A 24,984-nucleotide genomic window follows, 5' to 3' on the forward strand; every position below is an offset into this window, starting at 1 on the left:
GAGTATTTTTTATCACTCGTGTCAACCGCGTGGCCGGCCCGGGCGTGATCGATCGCAGGGACCGGGCACTCACCGACCTTGACTACCGCTGGGGCATGCGTGGCTACCTTGTGCGGGACTTTGGTCTTGACGACGTTCGGGTCGGAAGGCGATGCGGATCCCGGCGATGCCAGTCGCGACATAGGTGCCGTGGCACATCCTGCAAGGGTGGTGAGCAGGACGCCGAGGCCCGCAAAGCGAAGCGTTTTAGTGGGAGCGGTTGCCATTTAAGAACGTCGTGATCATAAGCCCGAACTATAGGTTCTGGCAGCCTCTGCGTCAACGATGTTTATCCTTTAAAACCATCCTTCCAGCGCCGTAGTGTAGCGAATACGGCCGCGTCCGTATCGGACCTTTGGTGGCTGACGGCGGCGGCGGCTCGACGTATAGCAGGCTGGGAGGTGCGCAGGAAGGGGTTGATGCGCCGTTCGTCGGCGATTGTACTGGGGATCGTCGGCTGGCCGGCGGCGCGCAGCCGACGCGCGCGGCGTTCGAAGGCGAGGATCGCGTCGTTATCCGGCTCCACGGCGCGCGCGAATGCGAGATTGGCGAGCGTGTATTCGTGACCGCAGTAGACGCGCGTGTCCAGGGGCAACGATGCGAGGCGTGCAAGCGACGCATGCATCTGAAAGGCTGTGCCCTCGAACAGTCGCCCGCATCCCGCGACAAACAGCGTGTCTCCGCAGAACAGGCGGCCGGCCCCAAGGTAGGCCACATGGCCACGCGTATGTCCAGGCACCGCCAGCACCTGATAATGGCCGCCCGCCTCGGACCCGACGATGTCCCCGTCGACCACCGGATGCGTGACCCCGGCGATGGATTCGGCGGCCGGCCCATACACGGGGATGGTATAGTGTCGCGCGAGCGCAGCCACCCCGCCCACATGGTCACCATGGTGGTGCGTGCATAGTACATACGCCGGCGACAGCCCGTACGTCGCGAGCGCCGCCATGACCGGATCGGCATCCCCGGGATCCACGATCGCGACGAGGCCGGGTTCCGGTCCGGGGGCAAGCCAGATATAGTTGTCGCGAAAGGCGTGGACTGCTATGACCTCGTCCATGCCCGCAGTGTGAGGGTAAGCCATGGGGGAGTCAACGGACGAAGGCGCGGAGGCGCGTATCGAACGCCTGCGGGCATGGTTCGAGGGACCGCTTGGCGAATCCCTGCAGGCCATCGAGGGGCACCGGTTGCGCGAGGTCCTGCCGGCCTTGCCGGGCACCTTCGCGGTTCAATGCGGATGGTTGGGGCGTCGCGACCTGCTGGAGTCGAGCCCCACGGCCGTCCATCTCCTGGTCGATCCGGAGCCTGCGGCGCAAGGGCCGCAGTGGGTGGCGGGGCGCGCCGAGGCGCTGCCCTTTGACAGCAAATCGGTACAGGTGGTGGTATTGCCGCACTCCCTGGACATATCGGAGACGCCGCATCAGCTGTTGCGCGAGGCGCATAGGGTGCTCGTGCCGGAGGGCCATATCGTGATCCTCGGTTTTAATGCCATAAGCCTCTGGCGGCTGCCCTGTCTCGTGCGCCGCCGCGCGCATCGCGCCCCCTGGTGCGGGGACTGGATAGGTGTGCGTCGGCTGCGCGACTGGTTATCCTTACTCGATTGCGAGCTGACGCACGGCGCCATGCTGTACTACCGGCCGCCGCTCGCGCGGCAGGGCTGGATGGATCGGCTGTTTTTCATGGAGCGTATGGGCGATCGCTGGTGGCCGCTCGGAGGCGCGGTGTATATGCTCGTGGCCAAGAAGCGGGTGGCGGGGGTCACGCCCATCCGGCCGACCCTGCGCCGATCGCGCGTGCGCGCCGTGTCGCAACCCGCGGGGGCCCGTTATGGCTAAGGTGGTGATCCATACCGATGGGGCATGTCGTGGCAATCCCGGGCCGGGGGGTTGGGGCGCCATTCTCGAGGCCGACGGTCGCGAGCGGACCCTCAGTGGCGCGGAGGCGGCGACGACCAATAACCGCATGGAGCTGCAGGCGGCCATTGCCGCCCTGAAGGCCTTGAATCGCGCCTGTGAGGTCGAGCTTGTGACCGATTCGCAGTATGTGCGCCAAGGCATTACCGAGTGGCTTGCGCAATGGAAGCGGCGCGGATGGTTGACGGCCGCACGGCGTCCGGTGGCGAATGCCGATCTGTGGCGCGAGTTGGATGCCGCCGCCAGCCGTCATACGGTGCACTGGCGGTGGGTCAAGGGTCATTCCGGCCACCCGGGGAACGAGCGCGCCGACCGTCTCGCCAACGAGGCCATCGACCGCCTGCTCGCAGGCGGCGTCAAGGAGCGGAGATCATGATACGACAGGTCGTGCTGGATACGGAAACCACGGGTCTTGAGCCCTCGGAGGGGCATCGCATCATCGAGGTGGGGGCGATCGAGATCGTCAACCGGCGCCTCACCGGGAGGCGTTTTCACCAATACGTGAATCCCGATCGCGAGATCGATGCGGCGGCGATCGAGATCCATGGCATCACCAACGCCATGCTCGAGGACAAGCCGCACTTCGCGGATGTGGCCGCGGAGTTCCTCGGATTCATCGAGGGCGCCGAGCTTTTGATCCATAACGCCCCGTTTGACGTGGGTTTTCTGAATGCCGAGCTCGCCCGCGCGATCAACGGGGGATGCGCATTACCGGTGGCCGCAATCGAGGATTGCTGCACGGTGCAGGATACCTTGAAGCTCGCGCGCACCCTGCATCCGGGTCAAAAGAACAGCCTGGACGCCTTGTGCCGGCGCTACAGTATCGACAATAGTCAACGGGTCGTGCACGGCGCGCTGCTCGATGCCGAGATCCTGGCCGACGTCTACCTGGCCATGACCGGTGGTCAGACGGCCTTGTTTGACGAAGAGACCGCTGCCATCGAGGTGGTGGCGACAGAAGGCTTTTCGTGCGAGGGCGGCACGCCGCTTGTGATCGCGCCATCGGCCGAGGAGCTGGCCGCCCACGAGGCCTATCTGGAGGTCCTCGACAAAAAGAGCGGTGGTCGCTGTCTGTGGCGGCTGCTCGGCTAGGATCCAAGGCGGGCGGTCGCTCGGCCGCTCCCCGAGAGTGCAAAGGCCGCCGCCCCCAAGGCCAGTAGCGCGGCCAGCGTCAGGAACGCCAGGCGGTAGCCGCCGACGCCGATCAGCGCGCCGGTGAGCACGGGTCCGGTGGCCTGACCGATGTCCATGATCGTGCGTAGGACGCCTATGTTGGCGCCAAAGCCCCCGGATCGCGCGCGATCGGCGACCAGCGCCCCGGTGGCCGCAGTGGTGGCCGCGAACCCGGCGCCAAAGGCGGCGTTGATGGCGAGCAGCGAAGGAAAGCGCGCGGTAAACGGCAGCGCCGCCACCGCCAGCATGCCGACTGTAAGGCCGCTCAGGATGAGGGTGCGGCGCCCGAAGCGGTCGGACAGGGCGCCGAGCCGGGGTTTGAACAAGACCACGATCCCAAGCTGCGTCCCAAGCAGCACGCCTATGGTCCATGCCGGCCACCCGCGGTGCGCAGCATAGACGGCGAGAAACGCCTCGACGGATCCGAACACCAGGTATTGCAGGGCCTCGATGAGGCTTGTGATGAGCACTACGCGGTCGGCCAGCACCGCGGCGACCTGCGCCGCGCTGCTGGCGTTATGGTCCGGGCCAGGGCCAGGGGCCGAATCGGGGGGGTGATCCGTGGTGACGCGCAGACCCAGCGCGAACGCCAGGACACCGGCCACGGCGCAGCCGATGTAGACCCCCGGGAAGCTGGCGGCGGAGATCAGGACGCCTCCGAGGAACGGCGCGAGCGAGCGCCCGACGGTGCTGACTGCGCTATAGACACCCAGGGCGTGCCCGCGGCTTTGCGGATAGCGCGCGACGATCTCGGCGCCCACCACCGTACCGAAAATGGCGGTCGCGAAGCCGTGATAGAAACGCACGATCGCGAGTTCCTCTATGGTATGCACGAGCAGGTACAAAAAGGGCGCGGTGGCGAACACGAACAGGGCGGCGATGAGCAGCGGGCGCGCCCCCAGGCGGTCACGCAATAGTCCCGCCGGCAGGCTTATGATGATGCCCGGTACGGTCGAGGCCATGACCGCCCAACCGATGAGTGACGGGGGTGCGCCGAGGGCGCGCGCAAACAGCGGTAGGGCCGGGGTCTTGGCCATCGTGGAACTTAAAAGTGCAAACGCCCCGGTCAGCGCGATGGCGGTCAGGAACGAAAGTCGGCGCACGGGGAGGGCTCAGGCGGTTTGCGAAGGCATGGGAAGACGGGCAACCTCGGTGACGGCAAAGAGCGCCGAGGATAACGCGAAATGGCGTGTCAAAGAAACCAGGGCGCGGCCGGCGATCGTGTGCGCCAGTCGTAAGGGGCCTGATAGGCATCATGGCGGGCCACGCGGGATTTTGGCGTCGGCCGATGGCACGGTCGGTCTGTGGTGGGGGTGGCGATGATCACCATGGGGACACGTTCGCGTATGACGCTCGCCGACGGCCGGGTCTTGGCGTACGCCGATTGCGGGCCGTCTTCAGGTATGCCGGTCGTGTACTGTCACGGGTTTCCGAGTTCCGCGCGCGAGGCTGACCTGCTGGTGCCGGTATTGGCAGCCGAGGGCGTGCGCCTCATCGCGCCCGATCGTCCCGGCTATGGCGCGTCGAGCCCGCAGACCGGCCGTAGCCTCGGGGGTTTCGCCGACGACGTTGCGGCCCTGCTCGATCATCTGGGTGTGGCGAAGGCCGCCGTCATCGGCGTGTCCGGCGGCGGTCCCTATGCGCTATCCCTGCTGGCGCGCCTCCCCGAGCGGCTCGGCCCCGGGGCGCTGGTGGCGGGGCTCGGTCCGCCGTCGGCGCAGGTCAGCTGCCGGACGGATTTCTTCCCAATAGCGCGCTGGGCGCTGTATGTGATCGGTATCGCGCCGGTGCTGGCGCCGCTTTTGGCGCGGCCGGCGGTGCACGCCCTGCGCCTTCGCGGGCGTCTGCAGCTGGGCCTGCGTCTGACCGCCCCGGCCGATCGCGAAGTGCTGGCGGACCCCGCGGTCCTCGACATCCTGGTAGGCGCGCAGCATGCGGGGCTTATACAAGGGGGATACGCGGCGGTGCAGGACCTGCTCCTCTACGTGCGGCCGTGGGATGTCTCGCTGGCGGCGATCCGCGCCCCGTGCACGCTCTGGCACGGGACCTGCGATCGCATTGTGCCGGCGGCGGTGGCGGTGGCCCTGGCCGGGGCGCTACCGACCGCGCGCCTGCGGCTCATCCCCGGCGAAGGCCATTATTCCCTGCCGATTCGCCACCGCGGCCCCATTTTGCGCGAGCTCATCGCGAGTGCACACTGGTCTTGAACCAGTGGGCCGCCGATCGCGCATCGAGTTCGGGGGCAAAGAGGTGCCCCTGCCGATAGCGGCAGCCGAGCTGCTCGGCGGCCTTTTGGCGAACGAGGTCGTCGACGCCGTCGGCATATAAAGTAAGCCCCAGGGCCTTGATGCCGGCGGCCAGGGCGGTCAGCAGTCGGGTATCGGCGGGGTCACGGGTGGGACGGCACTTGACGCCGTATACAGGGGCGCTGCTGATATGGGCGAGTCCGGCACGCCCCCCTGGAAAATGGTCCACAAGGAACAGAAATCCCGGGTCTCCGAGGGCTGCGGCAAGCCGCTGGGCGGCCGGCGCATGGGCGGCGAGGGTGGTATCCGATAACTCCAGAATGACCGGTGTAGGGGCGCTGCGGTACAGTTCGGCCCGCCAGCGTGAGAGCTGCGCCGGAAGTCGGGGATCATAGAGATCGGCGGCCTGGAGATTGATGTGCAGCGACACCGGTGGCGACCCGCGCGCCCCCCAATCGCGTTGGATCAGGGTGAGCAGTTGTTCCAGGAGGCGCTCGCGCAGGTCTCTTGCCACCAGATTACTGATCGCCTCCTCGCGCACGATCGTCCCGTTGGGTTGGTGCCAGCGCAGGCGTGCCTCGAGTCCGACCATCCGCCCACTATTATCGACAATCGGCTGGTAGCTGGGCCGCCAGAGATCGCGCGCGAGGGCCTGCTCGATATCGCGATAGCGCTGTGCGCCGGCATGGATGGGTGCGGTCTGTGTGGGCGCGAAGCAATGGTAACGGCCGCCTCCGGCGCGTTTGGCCTCATACATGGCCTGGTCAGCATGCTGGAGCAGGATATTCGGCGAATGATCGTCGAAGGGGTAGATCGTAAGGCCCACACTGATCGTGACGGTGAGCGTGCGGCCTTGAAACAGGATCGGCTGGCGGATCGCCCGCAGCGTGCGCTCGAGCAGGGCCTCCACTTGTCCCAGATGGGTGATGTCCTCCATGATGATCACAAACTCATCCCCACCGTAACGGCTCACAGTGTCGGCCAGGCGCACCGAGCTTGCGAGCCGGTCGGCGACGGTCGTGAGCAGGTGATCGCCGGCCTCGTGCCCGAGCTCGTCATTGATCCCCTTGAAGCCGTCGACATCGAGCAGAGCGATGATCAACAGGCAGTCGTTGCGCATTGCCCGCCGCCGGGCGTGGGTGAGGCGGTCCATGAGCACGCCACGGTTGGGTAGGCCGGTGAGCGGGTCGTGACGCGCATCGCGGGCGAGCGCTGCCTCGAGCGCCGATCGGTAGCAGGCATGGCCTATGAATGCCGCGAACGCCTCTACCAATCGCCGCTTGCGCGGCCCCGGGGCGCGTGCCGGGCGCGTCCGCCAGCCCAGCACCAGGGCGCCCTCGATGCGGCCTGCGACGCGTATCGGTACCAGCAGGTGGGCATGGATGCCAAGCGCCGCGAGTTCCGGCGCGGCGCGCGATCCCTGGACGGAGTCGGCGATATACAAGGTCTCGCCGGCGGCGAGCGCGAGACCGACGGCGGCCGGGTGGTCGTCGGTGATGCGTAAAGGGATTAGGTTGCGGCGGTCATCATCGGCAGCGAGCGCGCCCAAGAATTGATAGCGCAGGTGTTGGCCGTGGCGGCGTATCAGGCCCGCATAATGAGCGCCGACGGCCAGTGCCGCACCGCGCGCCGCGTTTGAGAAGAAGTGGTCGAACTCCAATGTGGCCGCGAGCTCATGAAAGAGTTGCTCGGGGGGCGGCGGCGAGGAGTGTTTGCGTGTGGCCATGACGCCCTCGATAATCTGCGGAAACACATCCCCGGGGGATAGCCGTTGGCGATGCGCGCCGGGCCTCCTGCCCAGGACCGATCCCCAAGATCATAGACTGACCGAGCGCCGTATGGACGGGCGTGGAGGCGAACGGGGCAGGGGGGGCGACGTACGGGGCCGGCGTGTGTTATGTCGGCGCCGTCAGCGGGGCGGCGAGCAAGTCCTGCCGTTTCTCGAGCGGCGGCGCACACACGATGATGAGATCCGGGTGGCGGCGGCGCGCATCGGCGTGAAGCGAGACCCTCGCATTATCAATAGGGCGCGACAGGATAGGATAGGCTCGAGGCGTACCATGAGCCCCGGCCAGGCCGCCAAACGGCGAGGCGTGTCCGTTGGACCTGGCACGATGGGGTGCCACGTCGAGCATGGGGCGTTGAACGAGCAGGACAGGCCATACACGGTATCTGCGGGCCTTAGGCCCCGGCCGGCCTGTCGCAGGATGCGCCTGGCCGGTATCGAACACCCGCAGGAACCCGGCTACGACCTCGGCAAGGCGCCATGCCCGCGTTGTCCCTGTCCGCACATTGCCCCCCACGCCCACGGCGCGACCGCGACACCAAGCGGCGGCGATCGCAGACTTATCCGTCAAGGACATGCCGGCCACTGCAGCTTGCCCGCGCGATCCGCGCGGTGGCCTTGGGGATGTCGTGTGCGCCATCGGCCGGGATTTCACGCCCCCATAGACGACCCGGGTATCGGCAGGGCATGCCATAGCCTGCCAGGCGATGGCATCGGCGCCCGCCGCTACCCATCGTGCGCCGGGATGCGCGGTCGAGGATCCCGGGATCGATCAGGGCATCGCCGATGACGATATCGGCGGACTGCAAGAGGCGCGCGCTTGCGGGTGATGAGTTCCAGGGCACCGGGATCGGCGTCTAGGGGCGCCACCGGTCATCGCGTGCTCACCGCGACCGCCTCCGGATGGGGTGTTGCGCGTGGTCGATACGGGCGCAGGCCGTGGCCAGATCGGGGGCCGCGCCGCTCATGACCAAAAGGCACGCGGCCTGATCGCGGAGCGTGCTAGGCAAGGGGCGTTGCCCGGCCAGCACCTCCTCGATGAACTGGCAGGTCTTGGGGGCGCCGCGGTCTGCCGGGAGGTCCGGGGATTTGGCAAGCGGTGTGCGATCTTCGGGAAACCACTCACGCTCGCATCCGGCCTCGATGCCGATCAATGCCGGGCGCCGTCGGGGATGGGTCACGGGCTCGCCCTCGGTGCCGCGCAGGACGAGCGCCGTGGCGCCGGCGGCCACGAAGAACGCGCGCATGCGCGCAAGATACGGGGGATGGGTGACCGCCGCGCAGCGCACCGCCGGACCGGCGAAGGGGTTGAAGAGCTTGATCACGGTATGCACACTGGAGCGTACGCCCAGTTGGCGGCGCAACGCGAGGATGGCGGCCAACCGCGGATGGAGCACGTCGAGCGGCACGTAGGCCAGGTGATGGCGTGCAAGCTGATCGTGGACCGCGTGGCGGCTTGCCGCCGGCGCAAAGCCGAGATCGGCCAGTATTTCGCCGCTCGTGGTGCGATCACTCGGATCGTGATCAAGGAGGCGCAGATCAGCGTCGGCAGCAATCCCGCCGTAGGTTCCGTGGATCAGCACGGGCACCCCTTGGCGCGCGAGCAGCAGGGCGAGCAGGGGCAGGAGGTTGGCGTGGCGGCGTGCCCCATTGTAGGACGGGAAGACCACCGGCCGGAGCGCGGATGGCGGGGCAAGCGGTGTCAGGCTGTCTTCGGTGGCCGCGACAAAGCCCAGCAGTTCATCGGTCGATTCCCCCTTGAACCGGAACGCCGTCCACAGCGCGCCTTGGGCGAGCGCTGACAGGTGCCCGCTCAGCCATTCGGCAAACAAGGCATGCGCCGCCTCGCGACTTAAGTCGGTGGCGTGGGTCTGGCCGCGTGCCACCGCGCTCAAGATGCCAGGCAGGTCTTGCGCCGGGATCATGGCCGACATCTCCAGGGACCGGTCGAGGCTCATTCCGGCAGCCTTACGAAGACCCGCTCACCCTCGAGGCGTACAGGCCAGGTACGCACGCAACCGACGTCGGGTTCGCGCGCCTGACCACAGGTGAGGTCGATGCGCCAGTTGTGCAACGGACAGTAGACAGTGTCCCCGGAGACCGCACCCTCGGCCAATGGCCCGCCCTTATGCGGGCAGCGGTTGTCGAGGGCGTAGACCTCGCCGCGTTCATTGCGCAACAAGGCGATCTCGCCGCCACGGGTGGCGACCACGCGCCCCCAAGCGCGGGGATGTCGGCCAAGGTCGCGACTTCCTTCCAGGAGGTGTTCTCGGGCGCGCTCATGTCGTCAACTCCGGGATGCGTAAGGGTTGGGCATGGATCGTGATATGGCCGGACAGGGCCTCAGCCCACGGATCCTTCTCTTGGCTCAGGGCGTGACGCAATTCCGCGGCCAGCCGTTTGCGGGTCTCGCGATTTTCGAGGATCGTGGTCTTCACGTGGTCGAGTCCGACGCGTTCGATCCAGGGCGCGGTACGTTCCAGATAATAGGCCTCTTTGCGATAGAGTTGCATAAAGGCCTCGGCAATCTCAACCACTTCGTCTTCGCTGGCCACCTTGGCCAGCAGATCGCCTGCGCGCAGCTTCATCCCGCCGTTGCCGCCGACATAGATCTCCCAGCCCGAATCGACGCCGATCACCCCGAAGTCCTTGATCGTGCTCTCCGCGCAGTTGCGGGGACAGCCGGAGGCCGCGAGCTTGACCTTGTGTGGTGACCACATACGCTCCAGGCGCTTTTCAAGGGTGATGGCAAGATGCGTGCTGTCTTGGGTCCCGAACCGGCAGAATTCCGTGCCGACACACGATTTGCAGGTGCGCAGCGCCTTGCCGTAGGCATGGCCGGAGGGCATGCCGAGGTCGGCCCAGATCGCCGGGAGATCCTGCTTTTTGACCCCGAGGAGATCGATGCGCTGACCGCCCGTGATCTTGACCATGGGCACTTGATAGCGCTCGGCGACCTCGGCGATGCGTTTGAGCTCCGCGGGCGTGGTCACGCCGCCATACATGCGCGGTATGACCGAGTAGGTGGCATCCTTCTGGATATTGGCGTGCACGCGCTCATTGACGAAGCGCGCCTGGGGATCGTCGGTGGCCTCCGCCGGCCACGCGCAGCGCACATAGTAATTGACTGCCGGACGGCAGGTCGGACAGCCGCCTTCGGCCTTCCATTCGAGGGCGGCGAAAACCGCGCGCACCGATAGCAGTTTGCGAGTCACGATGGCATCGCGGATCTCGTCATGCGTGAGATCGGTACACGTGCACAGGGACCGTTTCTGCGGGGTGGTCTCGTAGAGCCCGCCGAGGGTACTGGCGAGGATTTGTTCCACGAGGTCCGTGCATGATCCGCATGAGGCGCTGGCCTTGGTGTGCCGGCGCACGTCGTCGACCGTGAATAGGCCCTGGGTGCGAATGGCATGGACGATGGTGCCCTTACTGATGCCGTTGCAGCCGCAAATCTCGGCGGTGTCGGGCATGTGGTCGATGGCCCGCCCGCCGCCATGACGGACATCGCCCGTGACCTCGCCAAATAGCAGATGATCGCGCAGTGCGCTTACGTCCTGGCCCGTGCGCAGCAGTTGAAAGAGCCAGGGCCCAAGCGCGGTGTCGCCATACAAGAGGACACCCGCGAGCTTGTGGTCGCGGATCACGACCTTCTTGTAGACGCCGCCCGCCGGGTCGAGCAAGGATAGCTCCTCGCAGCCCGCGCCGCCTACGAAATCGCCGGCTGAGAATAGGCCGACGCCCGTGACTTTGAGCTTGGTGCTGGCAAGCGATCCGGTATAGCGTAGGCGTCCATATTGGGCGAGGTGATTGGCGGCCACTTTGGCCTGCTCGAACAGTGGCGCCACCAGTCCGTAGGTCAGGCCGCGGTGTTGCACGCACTCGCCCACCGCGTAGATGCGTGGATCGAAGGTCTGAAGCGTGTCGTTGACCACGATGCCGCGATCGCAATGTAGCCCGGCCTCGCGTGCGAGCGCCGTGCGCGGACGGATACCGACGGCGAACACCACGAGATCGGCGGGTAACGTGCGGCCGTCTTTTAAGCGCAACCCCTGCACATGGCCGTCGCCGTAGAGGGCCTCGGTCTCGGCGCCAAGACAGAGGCATAGTCCACGCGCGATCAGGCTTTTTTGGAGGAGTTCCGCGCCCACCCGGTCCATCTGGCGATCGAGCAACCAGGGATTGCGGTGCACGACGGTGACCTCCACGCCTTGCGTGAGCAGGCCGTAGGCGGCCTCGAGGCCGAGCAGGCCGCCGCCTATGACGACCGCACGGGCCCCCGCCGGCAGGGCGTGCATGGTGCGCACATCTTCTATGGTCCGATAGGTCATGACACCATCGAGATGGGTGCCCGGGATATCCGGGACGTAAGGCGTGGAGCCGAGCGCCAGCAGCAGGCGATCATAGCCGGCAACCGTGCCGTCCGCGGTGTGTACGAGCCGGCGCGCGCGGTCGATGCGCGTCACCGCCTGCCCGGCATGGAGGGTAATGCCGTGCGCCTGGTACCACGCCCGATCGTTCAGAATGGTGTCTTCGAAGGCCATTTCGCGGGCCAATACCGGCGATAACAGGATGCGGTTGTAATTGGGATGCGGCTCGTCCCCGAAGACCGTGATGTCGTAGTGGTCGGGGGCCATGGCGAGCAATTCCTCGACGGCGCGCATTCCGGCCATGCCGTTGCCGACCATGACCAGGCGGGGCTTCCCGGAGACCGGGTTGTTCATGCAGTGCTCCTTGAGAGGATGGCGTCGGGACCGAGGCTGCGGCGGGAGGCCGTAGCGAAAGTCCTGGCCCTATTCCAGCAACCATTGTGCCAGGGGGCGGGGCGCCTTTATGGGGCGGCGGCGTGCGCCGGCGTGCACCAGCAGGGGGAATGGGGACCGGATATGCACCAAATCCGGTCCCAGGAGCGCACCCTTGACAGGGCGGCGCCCGGCCCCCATATACAGCGCACATGGCGGACTGGGGAGACGGTACGGTGCGGAATCTGAAACATATGCTCATGGCCGCGGGTGTGACCCTGCTGGTGGTGTGGGCGGTATTGTTGGTGATGCATATCCTGTTCGCCCTGGTCTGGGTGTTCTTCTGGGTCGGACTGGTCGGTATCGTGGTGGCCGTGGTGCTGCACGCTGTGGAGCGCTTTGTCTGATCCGGGCACGAGTTATGTTATGGTAGGGGGCGCATGCTCATGATACGTTTATGCCGTTTCTACGGTAAGGAGGGCCAGAATGGCTCGCTCTAATCTGTTTCCGGATTCGCCGTCCACGGGTTATCAGGGCGGTTATGCGGTCACCACCGTCATCCACAGGACCTATCTGCTGCTGGCTGCGACGCTGCTCTTTAGCACGTTTACGGCCGTGATCGGCATGCGCGCCCTGTTTGCCTATCAGCATCCGATCATGATCATGATCGCGGCGTTCGTGAGCCTGTTTGCCGTCCAGTGGACCGGCGGCCGCGACAGCCCCATGGCGATACCGTTGGTATTCGTATTCACCGGCCTCATGGGACTCTCGTTGGGCCCGGTGATCGCCCTATACCTGCGCATGCCGGCCGGCCCGAGCATCGTCGCCGAGGCCCTGCTCGGGACTGCGGTCATATTCGGAAGCCTGTCGCTCTATGCGCTCGTGTCGCGCCGCAATTTCAATTATCTCGGCGGCTTCCTCATGACCGGGCTTGTGATCGTGGTGCTCGCGTCGCTCGCCAACATGTTCTTCCACATGGCCGGCCTGCAGCTGGTCGTCGCGGGTATGGCCCTGCTCGTATTCTCGGGGCTCGTGCTGTTTGACACCAGTCGCATGATCAATGGCGGCGAGACGCGTCCGGTGATCATCGCCGTGAGCCTTTATCTCGATGTCCTGAACCTGTTCATGGCGTTGCTTGAGATCCTGGGGGCCCTCCAGGGAGGGCGCCGCAGGTGATCCTGACCGGGACGGCCTTCGGGCCGCCCCAAGGGACCCGAGCCCTGCGCCCGTCCTGGGGTCGGGGTCATGCTCCCACCGATCGCCGCGTGAAGGGGTTTGCGCGGGCGTCCGGCGAGGAAACGTAGCGGGACCGATGATGCCTCCGGGCGACGGGCGTCTTGGCCGATACCCAGGGCCATCATGACGGAGGAGGGATATGGATAGTCGCAGGATCGCGCGCTACGCGCGTGGGGGGCTTGCCGGGGTCGCCCTGGTATGGACGGGCGTTGGTTACGCGGCCTTACCGCCGGTCCTTGCCCAAGCGGTGGCGCGCGGCGCCCATATCTTCAACGATGACCACTTCGGGAGCGAGGTCAGGTCGGTGGCCGATGCCGCGAGCGCGTTCGCGGACATGGGCAGTCCGCGGGCGCACGCGCGGTTCATGACCTGCGCGGCCTGCCATGTCCATGGCGGGCGCACGCGCGGCCAGCTGCCCGACGGCCGACACATCCCCAGTCTTCGTAATGCTGCGGCGGTGTTCCCTCGCTACAGTGCCAAGTCCCATCGCATCGTGACCCTCGAAGACCAGATCCGCCACTGCGTCAAGGACGGTATCAAGGGGCGCCCGCCGGCGTTCGGCGGTACGACCATGGTCGATCTCGTAAGCTATCTGAAATCCCTAGCGACCGGCCGGCGGATGGCGATCGGCGGCGCGTTTCAGTAGGGCTGTGGCGATGCCGGGTGTGCGCAAAGTGGCCCTCCGCCCAGACCTGATGGCCGGTAGTGCGGCGGTGGGCGAGGCGACCTGATGGCCGACCGTCCGTTGCGCGTGCTGTTTGTGGCCTCGGAATGCGCCCCGTGGGTGAAGACCGGCGGACTTGCGGATGTCGTCGCGGCCCTGCCCCCGGCGCTCGCCGCCGAGGGGCTCGACGTGCGCGTGTGTCTACCCTTCTATCGCTCTATCCGCCGGGAAGTGGGCGAGGCGCCGGCATGTGCCACGGTACTCGGCGCGCTCGTGCGCGAGGCACTCCTGCCGTCGGGTATCCGCACATATTTGATCGACGCCCCCTGGCTCTTTGGGCGCGACGGAGGGCCCTACCAGGACGGCGAGGGGCGGGATTGGCCGGACAATGCCCGGCGTTTTGGGCTTTTCGCGCGCATCGCCGCCACGCTCGCCTCCGACGAGACACCGCTTTTGTGGCGTCCTGATGTCTTTCACGGGCACGATTGGCAGGCGGGTCTCGGGCCCCTTTGGTTGAAGACTGCCCTGCCGGGCGCGGCACCGTCGGTCATGACCATCCACAACCTCGCGTTCCAGGGGCTGTTCGCGCCGGAGATGGTAGATGCCTTGCACCTCCCTCCGGGGGTGTTTGCCGTGGAGGGCGCGGAGTTTTATGGGCGCCTGTCGTTTTTGAAGGCCGGATTGCATTATGCCGATCTCCTGACCACGGTAAGCCCCACCTACGCGCGCGAGATCCAGGAGGAGGCCCAGGGCTGTGGGCTGCACGGCCTTCTCACGCGCCGTCGCGATCAGCTGGTGGGGATCGTAAACGGTATCGATGATCGCATCTGGAACCCAGCCAGCGACCGCTTGATCCGGGCGCGCTACGACCGCGACAATCTCGCCGCCAAGGGCGTTGACAAGGAGGCCGTGCAACGCCGCTTCGATCTCACCGTCGATCCGGCGCGGCCGTTGTTCGGCCTGGTCGGCCGGCTTACCTGGCAGAAGGGTATCGATCTCGTAGCCGAGGTGGGTGACCGCCTGGCCGGCGTAGGCGGTCAGCTGGTCGTGCTCGGCACCGGGGAGCGCGGGCTTGAGGATGCGTTGCGTACGCTCGCCGCACGCCACCGTGGGGCGGTCGCGGTACGCATCGGCTTCGATGAGAGGCTGGCCCACGAGATCGAGGCCGGCGCCGATGCCTTCCTCATGCCTTCACGGTTCGAGCCATGCGGGCTGAACCAGATGTACAGCCAGCGTTATGGCACGCCCCCCGTGGCACGCGCCACGGGGGGGCTTGCCGACACCATCCGCGGCGTCGATCCCGGGGGTTGCGAGGGCAGTGGCTTTCTGTTCGGGGAACCCACCGGCGGCGCCTTATGGGAGGCCATCGAGCGGGCCTTGGCAAGCTATCGCAACCCTTCGTGCTGGGCACGCATCATGCGCGAGGGCATGGACCGGGATTTCTCGTGGGCGGCGAGTGCGCGGCGCTACCATGCGCTCTATGACACCCTGGTCGCAGGCCCCTAGAGCCTCTCGTCTGATAGTCTCACGGGTCGCCGCGCATGGGCGGGCGTCTTGCGATCACGAGGGTACGCGGCCGTCATGCCGTCAACGCGCGCGGTTGTCGATCGACCAATTCACAGGGAAAGAGAGGGCATTATGGGTGAAATGATGAGCTTTAAGCGGCCGGACGGCGGCCTATGCGATGGTTATCTGGCGGCTCCGGCAGCGGGCGGCAAGGCGCCCGGGATCGTTGTGATCCAGGAATGGTGGGGCATCAACGACCAGATCAAGGGCGTTGCCGAACGCTTGGCCGCGGCCGGCTATCGGGCGCTCGTGCCGGATCTCTTTCGCGGTAAGGTAACGATGGAGGCCAAGGAGGCCGAGCACCTCATGAACGGGCTCGATTTTGCCGATGCCGCGAGTCAGGATATCCGCGGTGCCGTGCAATACCTGAAGGCGACAGGCAGCGCGAAGGCGGGTGTGACCGGATACTGCATGGGCGGCGCCGTGGCCGTCCTAGCCGCGGCATTTGTACCCGAGAGTGACGCCTATGTCACATGGTATGGGTACCCGCCGCTCGAATACGTCGATGCCGCGCGTATCAAGGCGCCCGTGCTCGGTCATTGGGCGACGCACGACCAGTTCTTCGCCATCGCCGGGGTCGACGCCCTGGAGGCGAGACTCAAGGCCGCCGGCGTCGACTTCGAATTCCACCGTTACGATGCCAAGCACGCGTTTGCCAACGAAGAGGCCGATTCCATGAAACTGCCGCCGCTTGGCTACAACCCCGAGGCCGCGGAGCTTGCCTGGAAGCGCACATTGGCGTTCTTTGCCGCCCATTTGCGGTGACACTCTTCGGAGGTCCGGGAGGTCGCGCGGTCGGGGCTTGATCCGTGCGCGGCGTGCCGCCGCCAGGTCCGGCCGCCGGCGGGTGGTCTGCGCGCCATCTTACAGATCGTGTTGCATGCGTGCCCATCCATAGGTGGCCGTCCCCATCAGTGTGGCGGCGGGATTGACGACCACCTGGACTGGGATCTGCGAGAGGAGTTTCGCGAAGCGCCCCTTGGCGCAGAAGGCGTCCACGAATCGGCGCTCGTCTAGGAGCGGCAAGAGCCGCGGGGGGATGCCGCCTGCGATGTAGATGCCGCCCAGGGCAAAGACCTTGAGGGCAAGGTTGCCGGCCTCGGCGGCGAGGATGGTCAGGAAGGCATCGACCACCGCCCGGCATATCGGGCAGGGCGCATCGGTGCGCAATGCGGCGTTCAGGATGAGCGGTGTGTGGTCTGCGCTCGCCGCCAACGCCGCGGCGAACTCCGGGTCCTCGCGCGCCGGGTCCTGGTCGCGAAAGAATTCATAGAGCCGCGGGATGCCGATGCCCGAACACACCATTTCGTAGCTCACATGATCGTAGCGGCGCCACAGGTAGGGGATGAGATCGGCGAGCGCGGCGGTGGGCGGCGCGAAGTCGGTGTGGCCGCCCTCGGAGGGCTGCGGCCGGTAGTGCCCGCCGTCCCACACAAGAAACGCCTCGCCAAGGCCGGTGCCGGGGGCGATGACCGCCTTGGTGGCAGTGTCCGGCGCATGACCTGTGTTGAGGATCTTGAGATCGGCGGCTTGCAGCACCGGAATGGCATGGGCGATGGCTGCGAGATCATTCAGGACATCGACAGAGGTGAACGCAAGTTCCGCGCACAGCGCCGCGCCGTCGACCTCCCAGGGGAGGTTGGTGAGCTGGGCGCGACCGTTTATGACAGGACCCGCGACTGCCAGGCAGGCCCGCATCACCGGGAGTCCCGCAGTCGCGAGAAATTCACTCAAAAGGGTCTTTAGGTCCGGATATTCGGCGCTTTTGAGGTGGGCACGCGCGAGCGGCTGCGTAATCCCGCCCGACATAGACACGACAAGGACATCGGTCTTGGTCCCGCCGATGTCGCCTATGAGCAAAAGATCGCTGTTTTGCATGGTTGCGAGCCCCCCCTGTCCTTGGTCGTTGTGATTTCGAGCCCGTGCCCCCAATGGTAACGCATAGACCGCCGCGGCGCGCGTTTGGGCCCTGGAAAATCCCTGCGTGAGCGGTTAGTGTGCCTGAAGAAGGCGGCCCCGGGCGCGGTGGCGGCCGATCGAGGCCGGTGGCGGCGGGAGGGACGGTTATGCGCATGGGAATGGTCGGCTTGGGGCGCATGGGCGCCAACATGGCGCAGCGTTTGATGCGTGCCGGGCACGAGGTCGTGGGCCATGCCCGTAGGCGCGCGACCGTGGATAGCTTCATGGCGGAGGGGGGGCTTGGCGCCTATACGCTGGCCGATCTGATCGACAAGCTCCCCGCCCCGCGCGTCGTATGGTGCATGGTGCCGGCCGCCACCGTGGACGCCCTACTTACGGAACTCGTGCCCTTGCTGGCTGCCGGCGATATCGTCGTCGATGGCGGGAATTCCTTTTACCAGGATGATATCTGCCGTGCCCGCGAGTTGGCTTCCAAGGGTCTCCATTACGTCGATGTCGGTACGAGCGGCGGCGTGTGGGGTGGCGAGCGTGGCTATTGCCTCATGATCGGTGGGGAGCCGTCGATCATGCCGGTGCTCGATCCGGTATTCCGGGCGCTCGCGCCGGGCACGACCGCCGCCGCGCCGACCCCGGGTCGCGTCGCAGGCCAGGGTTCGGCGGACCTTGGCTATCTGCACTGCGGACCGCACGGCGCCGGTCATTTCGTGAAGATGGTACATAATGGCATCGAATACGGCCTCATGGCCGCCTATGCCGAGGGCCTCAACATCCTGAAGAGTGCCGGTGTCGGTGCCGCCGCCCATGGCCAGGATGCGGAGACCGCACCCCTGCGGCATCCCGAGCATTTTCAGTACGATTTCAATATAGCTGAGGTCGCGGAGCTCTGGCGGCGCGGGAGCGTGGTCAGTTCGTGGCTGCTCGATCTCACGGCGGCGGCCCTACATGATAGCCCCGATCTGTCGGGATTTGCCGGCCGTGTGGCGGATTCCGGCGAGGGGCGTTGGACGGTGCAGGCGGCAGTCGAGGAGGGCGTGCCGGCGCCGGTCATAACCGCCGCCCTGTACGCGCGGTTCGGCTCGCGGGGGCATGCCGATTTTGCCGACCGGGTGTTGGCCGCCATGCGTTATCAGTTTGGTGGACATGTCGAGAAAGGTTGACGACAAGCGGCGTATTGCCGACGTTGGCCACCGGGCGGGACTTGCGTCGGGCCGCGCGCCGCGTTAGGGTCTATCGACAGCCATAGCCGCTTTCGGGCCGTGATGCTCCAGGGAATGGGGTCAGCGGCTCCACGGGAAGTGGCTGGCGCGACTAGGAGGAGACGATCTTGGACGATCGATGGGGTACCGCGCGTGACGAGGGTGTAGGCGGCGCCGGACGGGGGGTCGCGGCGCTTGCGAGCAACGCCCAATGGCGGGCGCTGAAGGACCATTTTGCGCTTGTGAAGGATCTCACCTTGCGCGCCCTGTTTGAGGCCGACCCGGATCGCGGCACGGCGCTGGCCGCCGAGGGCGCCGGCCTCTATCTCGATTATTCCAAAAACCGTGTGACACGTGAGACAGTGCGATTGCTCTGTGACCTGGCGCGCGCGCGCGGACTCGAGGCGTGGCGCGATGCCATGTTTCAGGGGGAGCGCATCAACATCACGGAGGACCGGTCGGTCTTGCATGTGGCCCTGCGCGCCCCCCGTGGGACCGTGATCAAGGTGGATGGATGTGACGTCGTCCCGGAGGTCCATGAGGTGTTGGCGCAGATGTCGGCGTTCGCCGACAAGGTGCGCGACGGTAGGTGGACTGGCTATAGCGGCAAGCGCATCCGCACGGTGATCAATATCGGCATCGGCGGCTCCTACCTCGGCCCGGAAATGGCCTGCCAGGCGCTGCGGCCGTTCGCCGATCCGGCGATCGCCGTGCGCTTCGTGGCTAACGTCGACTCCGAGGCGTTGCGTGCTGCGACCGCGGACCTGGACCCCGCGGAGACCCTTTTCATCGTCTGTTCCAAGACCTTTACGACCGAGGAGACCATGACCAATGCGCGCAGTGCGCGCCAATGGTGCGTGGCCGGGCTGGGCTCTGACGCGGCAGTGGCCGCGCATTTCGTCGCGGTCTCGACCAACGCGGCGGAGGTCGCGCGCTTTGGCATCGATGCCGCCCATATGTTCGTATTCTGGGACTGGGTCGGGGGACGGTACTCCCTGGGTTCGGCGGTCGGCCTGGCGCTTATGATCGCCATCGGGCCCGAGCGGTTCCGGGAGATGCTCGCCGGCTTTCGCGACATGGATGAGCACTTCCAGTCGGCGCCGCTCGAATGTAATCTGCCGGTGCTCATGGGGATGCTGTCTGTGTGGTACAACAATTTCCATGGCATGGAGACCCAGGCGATATTGCCCTATGCGCACGGGCTGGCGCGTCTGCCGGCCTATCTGGAGCAGTTGCAGATGGAGAGCAACGGCAAGCACGTCGATCTCGCCGGACGGCCGGTGACCTATCAGACCGGTCCGATCGTGTGGGGCGAGCCCGGGGTCGACGCCCAGCACTCGTTCTATCAGCTGCTGCACCAGGGAACCAAGGCCGTGCCCTGCGACCTGATCGGATTTTGCCGCTCATCCGCCGATCTGCCGGGTCACCAGGACCTTTTGATGGCCAACCTTCTGGCTCAGGCCGAGGCCCTGGCCTTTGGGCGCCCGGCGGCGCAGCTTGCCGAAGAGGGCGTGCCGGCGGCGCAGATCCCCTATCGGGTGTGCGAGGGCAATCGCCCGACCACTATCGTTCTCGGCGAGGCCTTGACGCCGCGTGTGCTGGGCGCGCTCATTGCGCTTTATGAACACAGCGTGTTTACGCAGGGTGTGGTGTGGGGTATCGATTCCTTCGATCAGTGGGGGGTGGAGCTTGGCAAGGTGCTTGCGCGGCGCATCGCCTCCGAGATCCGCGGCGGCATCGGCGAGGGTGCCCACGACAGCTCCACCCGTGCCCTGATCGGCCGTTATTTGGCGCGCCGCACCGGGAGTTGATGCACTATGCGTGGATGAGCGTCCTGCAAGACAAGGCCGGACAAAGGCCGTGGGCGGCGCTGAGCCATGGGATCCACCCTTTCACCACAACATGAGGAAATGCTGTCGATGGATCAGGCCCCCCGATTTGTAAGCCAGCTTACCCGCAACACCCTGGCGCTCATCCTTGCCGGCGGCCGCGGGTCGCGGCTGAAGCACCTGACGATGTGGCGCGCGAAACCGGCAGTGCCGTTCGGGGGCAAGTTCCGGGTCATCGATTTCCCGCTGTCGAATTGCGTGAACTCGGGCATCCGGCGCATCGGGGTCTTGACCCAATACAAGGCCCACTCCCTCATCCATCATATCCAGAAAGGCTGGGGGACCTTGCGCGGGGATTTCGGGGAGTTCGTGGAACTTTTACCGGCGCAGCAGCGTATCGAGTCCTCGTGGTACGCGGGGACCGCCGATGCGGTCTACCAGAACCTCGATATCGTGCGCAATCATGACCCGGATTACGTCCTGATCCTGGCCGGCGATCATGTCTACAAGATGGATTACGGGCCGATGATTGCCCATCATGTGCGCAAAGGCGCAGACCTCACCGTAGGCTGCGTGCATGTCCCACTCGATCGCGCGAGCGATTTTGGGGTCATGGCCACAGACGACATGGGGCGCATTGTGCGCTTCGACGAGAAGCCAGCCGATCCGATACCGACCGTCGCGGGTGGCAACACCGCACTCGCTTCCATGGGAATTTATGTGTTTAGCGCACGCTTCCTCTATGAGCAGCTTGTCAAGGATGCCGATACCAAGGCCTCGCGGCATGATTTCGGGCATAACGTGATTCCCGGGGCCATAGATCGGTACCGGGTCATGGCCTATGCCTTCTCGGGCGATGGCAGTGGACAATCGGCCTACTGGCGCGACGTCGGCACGCTGGATGCCTACTGGGAGGCCAACATGGAGTTGGTCGGCGTGACCCCGGAGCTCAACCTGTATGACACCTCCTGGCCGATCTGGACCTATCAGGAGCAGTATCCGCCGGCCAAGTTCATCTTCGATGAGGATGACGGGCGCCGCGGCATGGCCGTGGACTCCATGGTGTCGGGCGGCTGTGTGATCTCTGGGGCGCGTATCCGTCATTCGCTGTTGTTTTCGGCGGTGCATGCGCATTCCTACGCGGAGGTGATCGATTCGGTGGTCATGGGCAGTGTCGACATAGGCCGGCATAGCCGTATCCGGCGCGCGATCATCGACAAAGGGTGTCGCATACCTGAGGGCAGTGTCATAGGCTGGGATCACGACGAGGACGCACGCCGTTATCATGTGACGCCGGAAGGGGTCGTCGTGGTGACGCCCGAGATGCTGGGCCAGGAATTGCATTATGTCCGGTGATGACCGCTTGAATCTGGTGTTGTGCTGGCACATGCATCAGCCGCAGTACCGGCGCCTGTCCGATGGCCAGTACCAGCAGCCATGGGTGTATCTGCATGCCATCAAGGATTACGTCGATATGGCGGCGCATATCGAGTCGGTGCCAGGGGCGCGCGCCGTCGTCAATTTCTCACCTGTTCTGCTCGATCAGATTGCGGATTATGGGCAACAGCTGCAGGCCTATCTACGCGAGCGCACGCCGCTGCGCGATCCGCTGCTCGCGGCGCTCGCCGGTCATTGGCCGCCGCCTGGGCCGGAGCGCGCGGCGCTCATCGCGGCCTGTCTCAAGGCCAACAAGGCACGCGTGATCGACCGGTTCCCGGCGTTCAAGCGCCTGGTGGCGCTGGCCGCGCCCGTGGTCGCTGACCCCGGGCTTTCCGGTTACCTCGACTGCCATTATCTGCGCGATCTCGTCGTCTGGTATCACCTGGGCTGGTTCGGTGAGACGGTACGGCGCGCGGACGCGCGCATCGCCCCACTTCTGCAAAGAGGTGAGGGCTTCGACGAGGAGTCGGCGATCACCGTGTTGAGGGTGGCGGAGGAGATCCTGACCGGCCTCGTGCCTCGCTACCGGAGGCTTGCCGAAAGCGGACAAGTGGAGCTGTCGTTTACCCCCTACACGCACCCGATCGTGCCGCTTTTGCTCGATTTTGCGGTGGCGCGCGAGGCGCAGCCGGACGTGCGCCTGCCGGTCGCCCCGCACTATCCGGGCGGCGAGGCGCGGGCGCGCTGGCAGATCCGGGCAGGTCAGGAGGCCTTCGCTCGACATTTCGGGTTCGCTGCCGCCGGCTGCTGGCCGGCCGAGGGCGGTCTTAGCGCGCAGATGCTGGCGTTGCTTGATGACGCCGGGATCAAGTGGACGGCATCGGGTGAGCGTGTCCTGCGCCATAGTCTGCAGGCGGGCGGCAAGGACGGCGGCCATGGCCAGTGTCACAGGATCTATGGGGAGCCGGGGCGGACCGTGCGCTGCGTCTTTCGCGACGACGGCCTGTCGGATCTGATCGGGTTTTCCTATGCCGATTGGCACGCCGACGATGCCGTCGGCAACTTGATCTCGCACCTGGAGACCATCGCCCGCGCCGCGCAGCCCGGTCACGCGCCGCTGGTCGCAATCATCATGGATGGGGAGAATGCCTGGGAGTATTACCCCGAGAACGGGTACTACTTCCTGCGTGCGCTCTACGAGCGATTGGTGGCCCACCCACAGATCCATCTCACGACCTTCTCGCAATATATCGATGAGGGCCATGCCCCGGCCATGCTTCCGCCGCTCATCGCCGGTAGCTGGGTGAATGGCACCTTCGCGACCTGGATCGGCAGCCCCGACAAGAACCGTGCCTGGGACATCCTCGTCCAGGCGAAGGCCGACTATGATCGCGTCATGGCCCAGGGTCGGCTGTCACCCGAGGACGCCGAGCGCGCCAGCGAGGCGCTGGCGGTATGCGAGGGCTCCGACTGGTGCTGGTGGTTCGGCGATTATAATCCGCGCGATACGGTGCAGGATTTCGAGCGTCTGTATCGCCGCCACATCGCCGACCTCTATCACATCCTCGGTGAGCCGCCATCTCCGCTTGCCGGGGAGGGGTTCACTCAGCAGGGCGCAGACCGCTCCGAGCGCGGTGGTGCCATGCGTTCGTCCGGGGCGCTATGACGGTTAAGCGGCGCGGCACGCCGGTCCTCGATCGTCGCCGCCTGGGCGTTTTGCTACATCCAAGCTCCCTGCCCGGGGACGGTCTCAAGGGCACCATGGGCGCGCACGCGCGACGCTTCGTGGATGTCTTGGTGGCGGCCGGGGTGAGCGTCTGGCAGGTCCTGCCGCTCGGTCCGCCCGGTGGCGGCTCACCCTACAATAGCCCCTCAGCGCATGCCGGTGATGTCGGACTTATAGACCTCGAAGATCTCGCTGAATGCGGTTGGATCGGGATGGCCGAGGCCCGCGCGGCCTTGGCCGATGCCGCCGCGCGCGAGGTGGCACTCAGCGCCGCCTATCACGGTTTTGCGGTGCATGCGTCGGCCGCCGACCAGGCCGAATTCCAGGAATTCCGTGTACGCCATGCGGCTTGGTTGCCGGATTACTGCGCCTACGAATGCATCAAGGCCCAGTGTGGCGGGGCGCCTTGGTGGCAGTGGCCGGCGGCCCTCAAGGATCGCGATCCGCAGGCACTGGCGGCCTATCCGGGGTCCGATTCCTGCGAGGCGGTGGCGTTCGCGCAGTTTGTATTTTTCCGGCAGTGGCACGCGCTGCGCGGCTATGCCGCAGCGCGCGGCCTGCGTCTTTTCGGGGACATGCCGATCTTTGTCGCCGAGGACAGCGCCGATGTCTGGGCACACCGCGATCTTTTCGTGCTGGATGCCGACGGACGCCCGGAGATCGTGACCGGCGTGCCGCCCGATTATTTCTCGGCGCACGGCCAGCGCTGGGGGAATCCGCATTACCGGTGGGCGCGCATGGCCGCCGACGGCTTTGCCTGGTGGCGCGAGCGGGTGCGCACCCAGCGGGAGCTGTTCGACTGGTTGCGGATAGACCATTTCCGCGGCTTCGTCGCGTCCTGGGCGGTCCCGGCTTCGGCACCTACCGCGGCCGGCGGGGAATGGATGGCGGTGCCCGGCGATGCCTTGCTCCAGGCCCTACAAGAGGCCTTTGGGGATCTCCCCTTGATTGCCGAGGATCTCGGTATCATCACAGACGATGTCCATGCCCTGCGCGACCGCTACGATCTGCCGGGCATGCGTGTCCTGCAATTTGGCTTCGACGGTGATCCCGGGAATCCGCATCTCCCGCACAATTACCAGGCCAACAGCGTGGCCTATACTGGCACCCACGATAATGACACCACGACCGGTTGGTATGCGGCGCTGACCGCGCGCGAACGGACCCTCGTGCATGATTATCTGCCGGATGCCAACGGCGACCCGGCGTGGGCGGTGATGCGCGCGGTCATCGCCTCGGTTGCCGGTCTCGCCGTGGTACCGTGGCAGGACGTGCTGAGTCTTGGCAGTAGCGCGCGCATGAATACCCCGGGGAAGTGCGGCGGAAATTGGGGATTCCGGTTCCATTGGGAGGATGTCGCGGAGGCCATCCCAGCGCGTCTCGCGCGTCTGGCATTTCTGTATGGGCGCACGAATCCGGGCCGCTAATGTTTTATAGAATTAATAATCAATAATATTGTGGTACTCAGCGACGATTGCGCCCCATGGATCAACCAGGGGACGGTGATCGCCTCGCGATCGACACCCTCCCTCTCCGGCATCAATGCTGGGGCCCCTTGCGCACAA

The 24,984-nt window shown here is 66.0% G+C and carries 22 protein-coding genes; 14 read left to right on the forward strand and 8 right to left on the reverse strand.

Going from position 1 to position 24,984, the window contains the following annotated elements:
* Positions 1 to 328 precede the first annotated feature (328 nt).
* A complete protein-coding gene (gloB, locus tag C4900_RS08080) occupies positions 329 to 1,126 on the reverse strand; it encodes a hydroxyacylglutathione hydrolase (RefSeq protein ID WP_211306835.1) in 798 nt (265 codons plus the stop codon).
* Between gloB and C4900_RS08085 the strand changes: the two genes are divergently transcribed.
* The 3 genes from C4900_RS08085 to dnaQ are packed head-to-tail and all read left to right on the forward strand — an operon-like array spanning position 1,125 to position 3,047.
* Positions 1,125 to 1,877, forward strand: a complete 753-nt coding sequence (locus C4900_RS08085; protein WP_065970916.1) for a class I SAM-dependent methyltransferase — start codon at positions 1,125 to 1,127, stop codon at positions 1,875 to 1,877. The genes gloB and C4900_RS08085 overlap by 2 nt on opposite strands.
* Complete coding sequence (gene rnhA, locus C4900_RS08090) at positions 1,870 to 2,331, forward strand: ribonuclease HI (RefSeq protein ID WP_065970915.1); 462 nt, start codon at positions 1,870 to 1,872, stop codon at positions 2,329 to 2,331. Before C4900_RS08085 ends, rnhA begins: the two co-directional genes overlap by 8 nt.
* Positions 2,331 to 3,047 (forward strand): DNA polymerase III subunit epsilon, encoded by a 717-nt coding sequence (dnaQ, locus tag C4900_RS08095; protein ID WP_114283473.1) that lies wholly within the window; start codon positions 2,331 to 2,333, stop codon positions 3,045 to 3,047. Before rnhA ends, dnaQ begins: the two co-directional genes overlap by 1 nt.
* Here dnaQ and C4900_RS08100 read toward each other — a convergent pair.
* Entirely contained in the window at positions 3,044 to 4,231 is a 1,188-nt protein-coding gene (locus C4900_RS08100; RefSeq protein ID WP_065970913.1) for an MFS transporter, read from the reverse strand. The genes dnaQ and C4900_RS08100 overlap by 4 nt on opposite strands.
* Positions 4,232 to 4,456: 225 nt before the next feature.
* Between C4900_RS08100 and C4900_RS08105 the strand changes: the two genes are divergently transcribed.
* Positions 4,457 to 5,335 carry an alpha/beta fold hydrolase gene (locus C4900_RS08105; RefSeq protein ID WP_170132480.1) on the forward strand — a complete coding sequence of 293 codons (879 nt, stop codon included), beginning with the start codon at positions 4,457 to 4,459 and terminating at the stop codon, positions 5,333 to 5,335.
* Here C4900_RS08105 and C4900_RS08110 read toward each other — a convergent pair.
* From C4900_RS08110 to nirB, 5 genes are all read right to left on the reverse strand, one after another.
* Positions 5,310 to 7,100, reverse strand: a complete 1,791-nt coding sequence (locus C4900_RS08110; protein ID WP_141689305.1) for a diguanylate cyclase domain-containing protein — start codon at positions 7,098 to 7,100, stop codon at positions 5,310 to 5,312. The genes C4900_RS08105 and C4900_RS08110 overlap by 26 nt on opposite strands.
* A 620-nt stretch (positions 7,101 to 7,720) precedes the next feature.
* The gene (locus tag C4900_RS15860) at positions 7,721 to 7,969 is read right to left on the reverse strand and encodes a hypothetical protein (protein ID WP_147267164.1); all 249 of its coding nucleotides are present in this window, start codon (positions 7,967 to 7,969) and stop codon (positions 7,721 to 7,723) included.
* A 75-nt stretch (positions 7,970 to 8,044) separates the two neighbouring features.
* The gene (gene ybiB / locus C4900_RS08120) at positions 8,045 to 9,118 is read right to left on the reverse strand and encodes a DNA-binding protein YbiB (RefSeq protein ID WP_083995912.1); all 1,074 of its coding nucleotides are present in this window, start codon (positions 9,116 to 9,118) and stop codon (positions 8,045 to 8,047) included.
* On the reverse strand, positions 9,115 to 9,372 hold the full coding sequence (nirD, locus tag C4900_RS08125) for a nitrite reductase small subunit NirD (RefSeq protein ID WP_233431966.1): 258 nt from the start codon (positions 9,370 to 9,372) through the stop codon (positions 9,115 to 9,117). The genes ybiB and nirD overlap by 4 nt, the downstream gene beginning before the upstream one ends.
* 67 nt (positions 9,373 to 9,439) lie before the next feature.
* Positions 9,440 to 11,884, reverse strand: coding sequence for a nitrite reductase large subunit NirB (gene nirB / locus C4900_RS08130; protein WP_065970901.1), 2,445 nt, complete (start codon positions 11,882 to 11,884; stop codon positions 9,440 to 9,442).
* A gap of 254 nt (positions 11,885 to 12,138) precedes the next feature.
* On the opposite strand from nirB, the gene C4900_RS16015 reads away from it, so the two are divergent.
* The 5 genes from C4900_RS16015 to C4900_RS08155 all read left to right on the forward strand — a co-directional run bounded on the left by C4900_RS16015 (position 12,139) and on the right by C4900_RS08155 (position 16,133).
* The gene (locus tag C4900_RS16015; RefSeq protein ID WP_170132481.1) at positions 12,139 to 12,309 is read left to right on the forward strand and encodes a hypothetical protein; all 171 of its coding nucleotides are present in this window, start codon (positions 12,139 to 12,141) and stop codon (positions 12,307 to 12,309) included.
* Positions 12,310 to 12,388: 79 nt separating this feature from the next.
* Positions 12,389 to 13,078, forward strand: coding sequence for a Bax inhibitor-1 family protein (locus C4900_RS08140; protein WP_065970898.1), 690 nt, complete (start codon positions 12,389 to 12,391; stop codon positions 13,076 to 13,078).
* A gap of 199 nt (positions 13,079 to 13,277) precedes the next feature.
* Positions 13,278 to 13,784 carry a c-type cytochrome gene (locus C4900_RS08145; RefSeq protein WP_065970896.1) on the forward strand — a complete coding sequence of 169 codons (507 nt, stop codon included), beginning with the start codon at positions 13,278 to 13,280 and terminating at the stop codon, positions 13,782 to 13,784.
* Between the two features lie 84 nt (positions 13,785 to 13,868).
* A complete protein-coding gene (gene glgA / locus C4900_RS08150; protein ID WP_065970894.1) occupies positions 13,869 to 15,308 on the forward strand; it encodes a glycogen synthase GlgA in 1,440 nt (479 codons plus the stop codon).
* 132 nt (positions 15,309 to 15,440) lie between these two features.
* The gene (locus C4900_RS08155) at positions 15,441 to 16,133 is read left to right on the forward strand and encodes a dienelactone hydrolase family protein (RefSeq protein ID WP_211306837.1); all 693 of its coding nucleotides are present in this window, start codon (positions 15,441 to 15,443) and stop codon (positions 16,131 to 16,133) included.
* A 99-nt stretch (positions 16,134 to 16,232) separates the two neighbouring features.
* Here C4900_RS08155 and glk read toward each other — a convergent pair whose 3' ends face one another.
* On the reverse strand, positions 16,233 to 17,246 hold the full coding sequence (glk, locus tag C4900_RS08160; protein ID WP_065970890.1) for a glucokinase: 1,014 nt from the start codon (positions 17,244 to 17,246) through the stop codon (positions 16,233 to 16,235).
* 188 nt (positions 17,247 to 17,434) lie between these two features.
* On the opposite strand from glk, the gene gnd reads away from it, so the two are divergent.
* From gnd to malQ, 5 genes are all read left to right on the forward strand, one after another.
* A complete protein-coding gene (gene gnd, locus C4900_RS08165) occupies positions 17,435 to 18,445 on the forward strand; it encodes a phosphogluconate dehydrogenase (NAD(+)-dependent, decarboxylating) (protein ID WP_114282926.1) in 1,011 nt (336 codons plus the stop codon).
* Positions 18,446 to 18,612: 167 nt separating this feature from the next.
* Positions 18,613 to 20,295 (forward strand): glucose-6-phosphate isomerase, encoded by a 1,683-nt coding sequence (pgi, locus tag C4900_RS08170; protein ID WP_083995910.1) that lies wholly within the window; start codon positions 18,613 to 18,615, stop codon positions 20,293 to 20,295.
* 108 nt (positions 20,296 to 20,403) lie between these two features.
* Complete coding sequence (gene glgC / locus C4900_RS08175; protein WP_065970961.1) at positions 20,404 to 21,669, forward strand: glucose-1-phosphate adenylyltransferase; 1,266 nt, start codon at positions 20,404 to 20,406, stop codon at positions 21,667 to 21,669.
* Complete coding sequence (locus C4900_RS08180) at positions 21,659 to 23,359, forward strand: glycoside hydrolase family 57 protein (RefSeq protein WP_065970888.1); 1,701 nt, start codon at positions 21,659 to 21,661, stop codon at positions 23,357 to 23,359. Before glgC ends, C4900_RS08180 begins: the two co-directional genes overlap by 11 nt.
* Positions 23,356 to 24,846 carry a 4-alpha-glucanotransferase gene (malQ, locus tag C4900_RS08185; RefSeq protein ID WP_065970887.1) on the forward strand — a complete coding sequence of 497 codons (1,491 nt, stop codon included), beginning with the start codon at positions 23,356 to 23,358 and terminating at the stop codon, positions 24,844 to 24,846. The genes C4900_RS08180 and malQ overlap by 4 nt, the downstream gene beginning before the upstream one ends.
* Positions 24,847 to 24,984: the final 138 nt, after the last annotated feature.

The organism is Acidiferrobacter thiooxydans (assembly GCF_003333315.1).
GTDB lineage: Bacteria > Pseudomonadota > Gammaproteobacteria > Acidiferrobacterales > Acidiferrobacteraceae > Acidiferrobacter > Acidiferrobacter thiooxydans.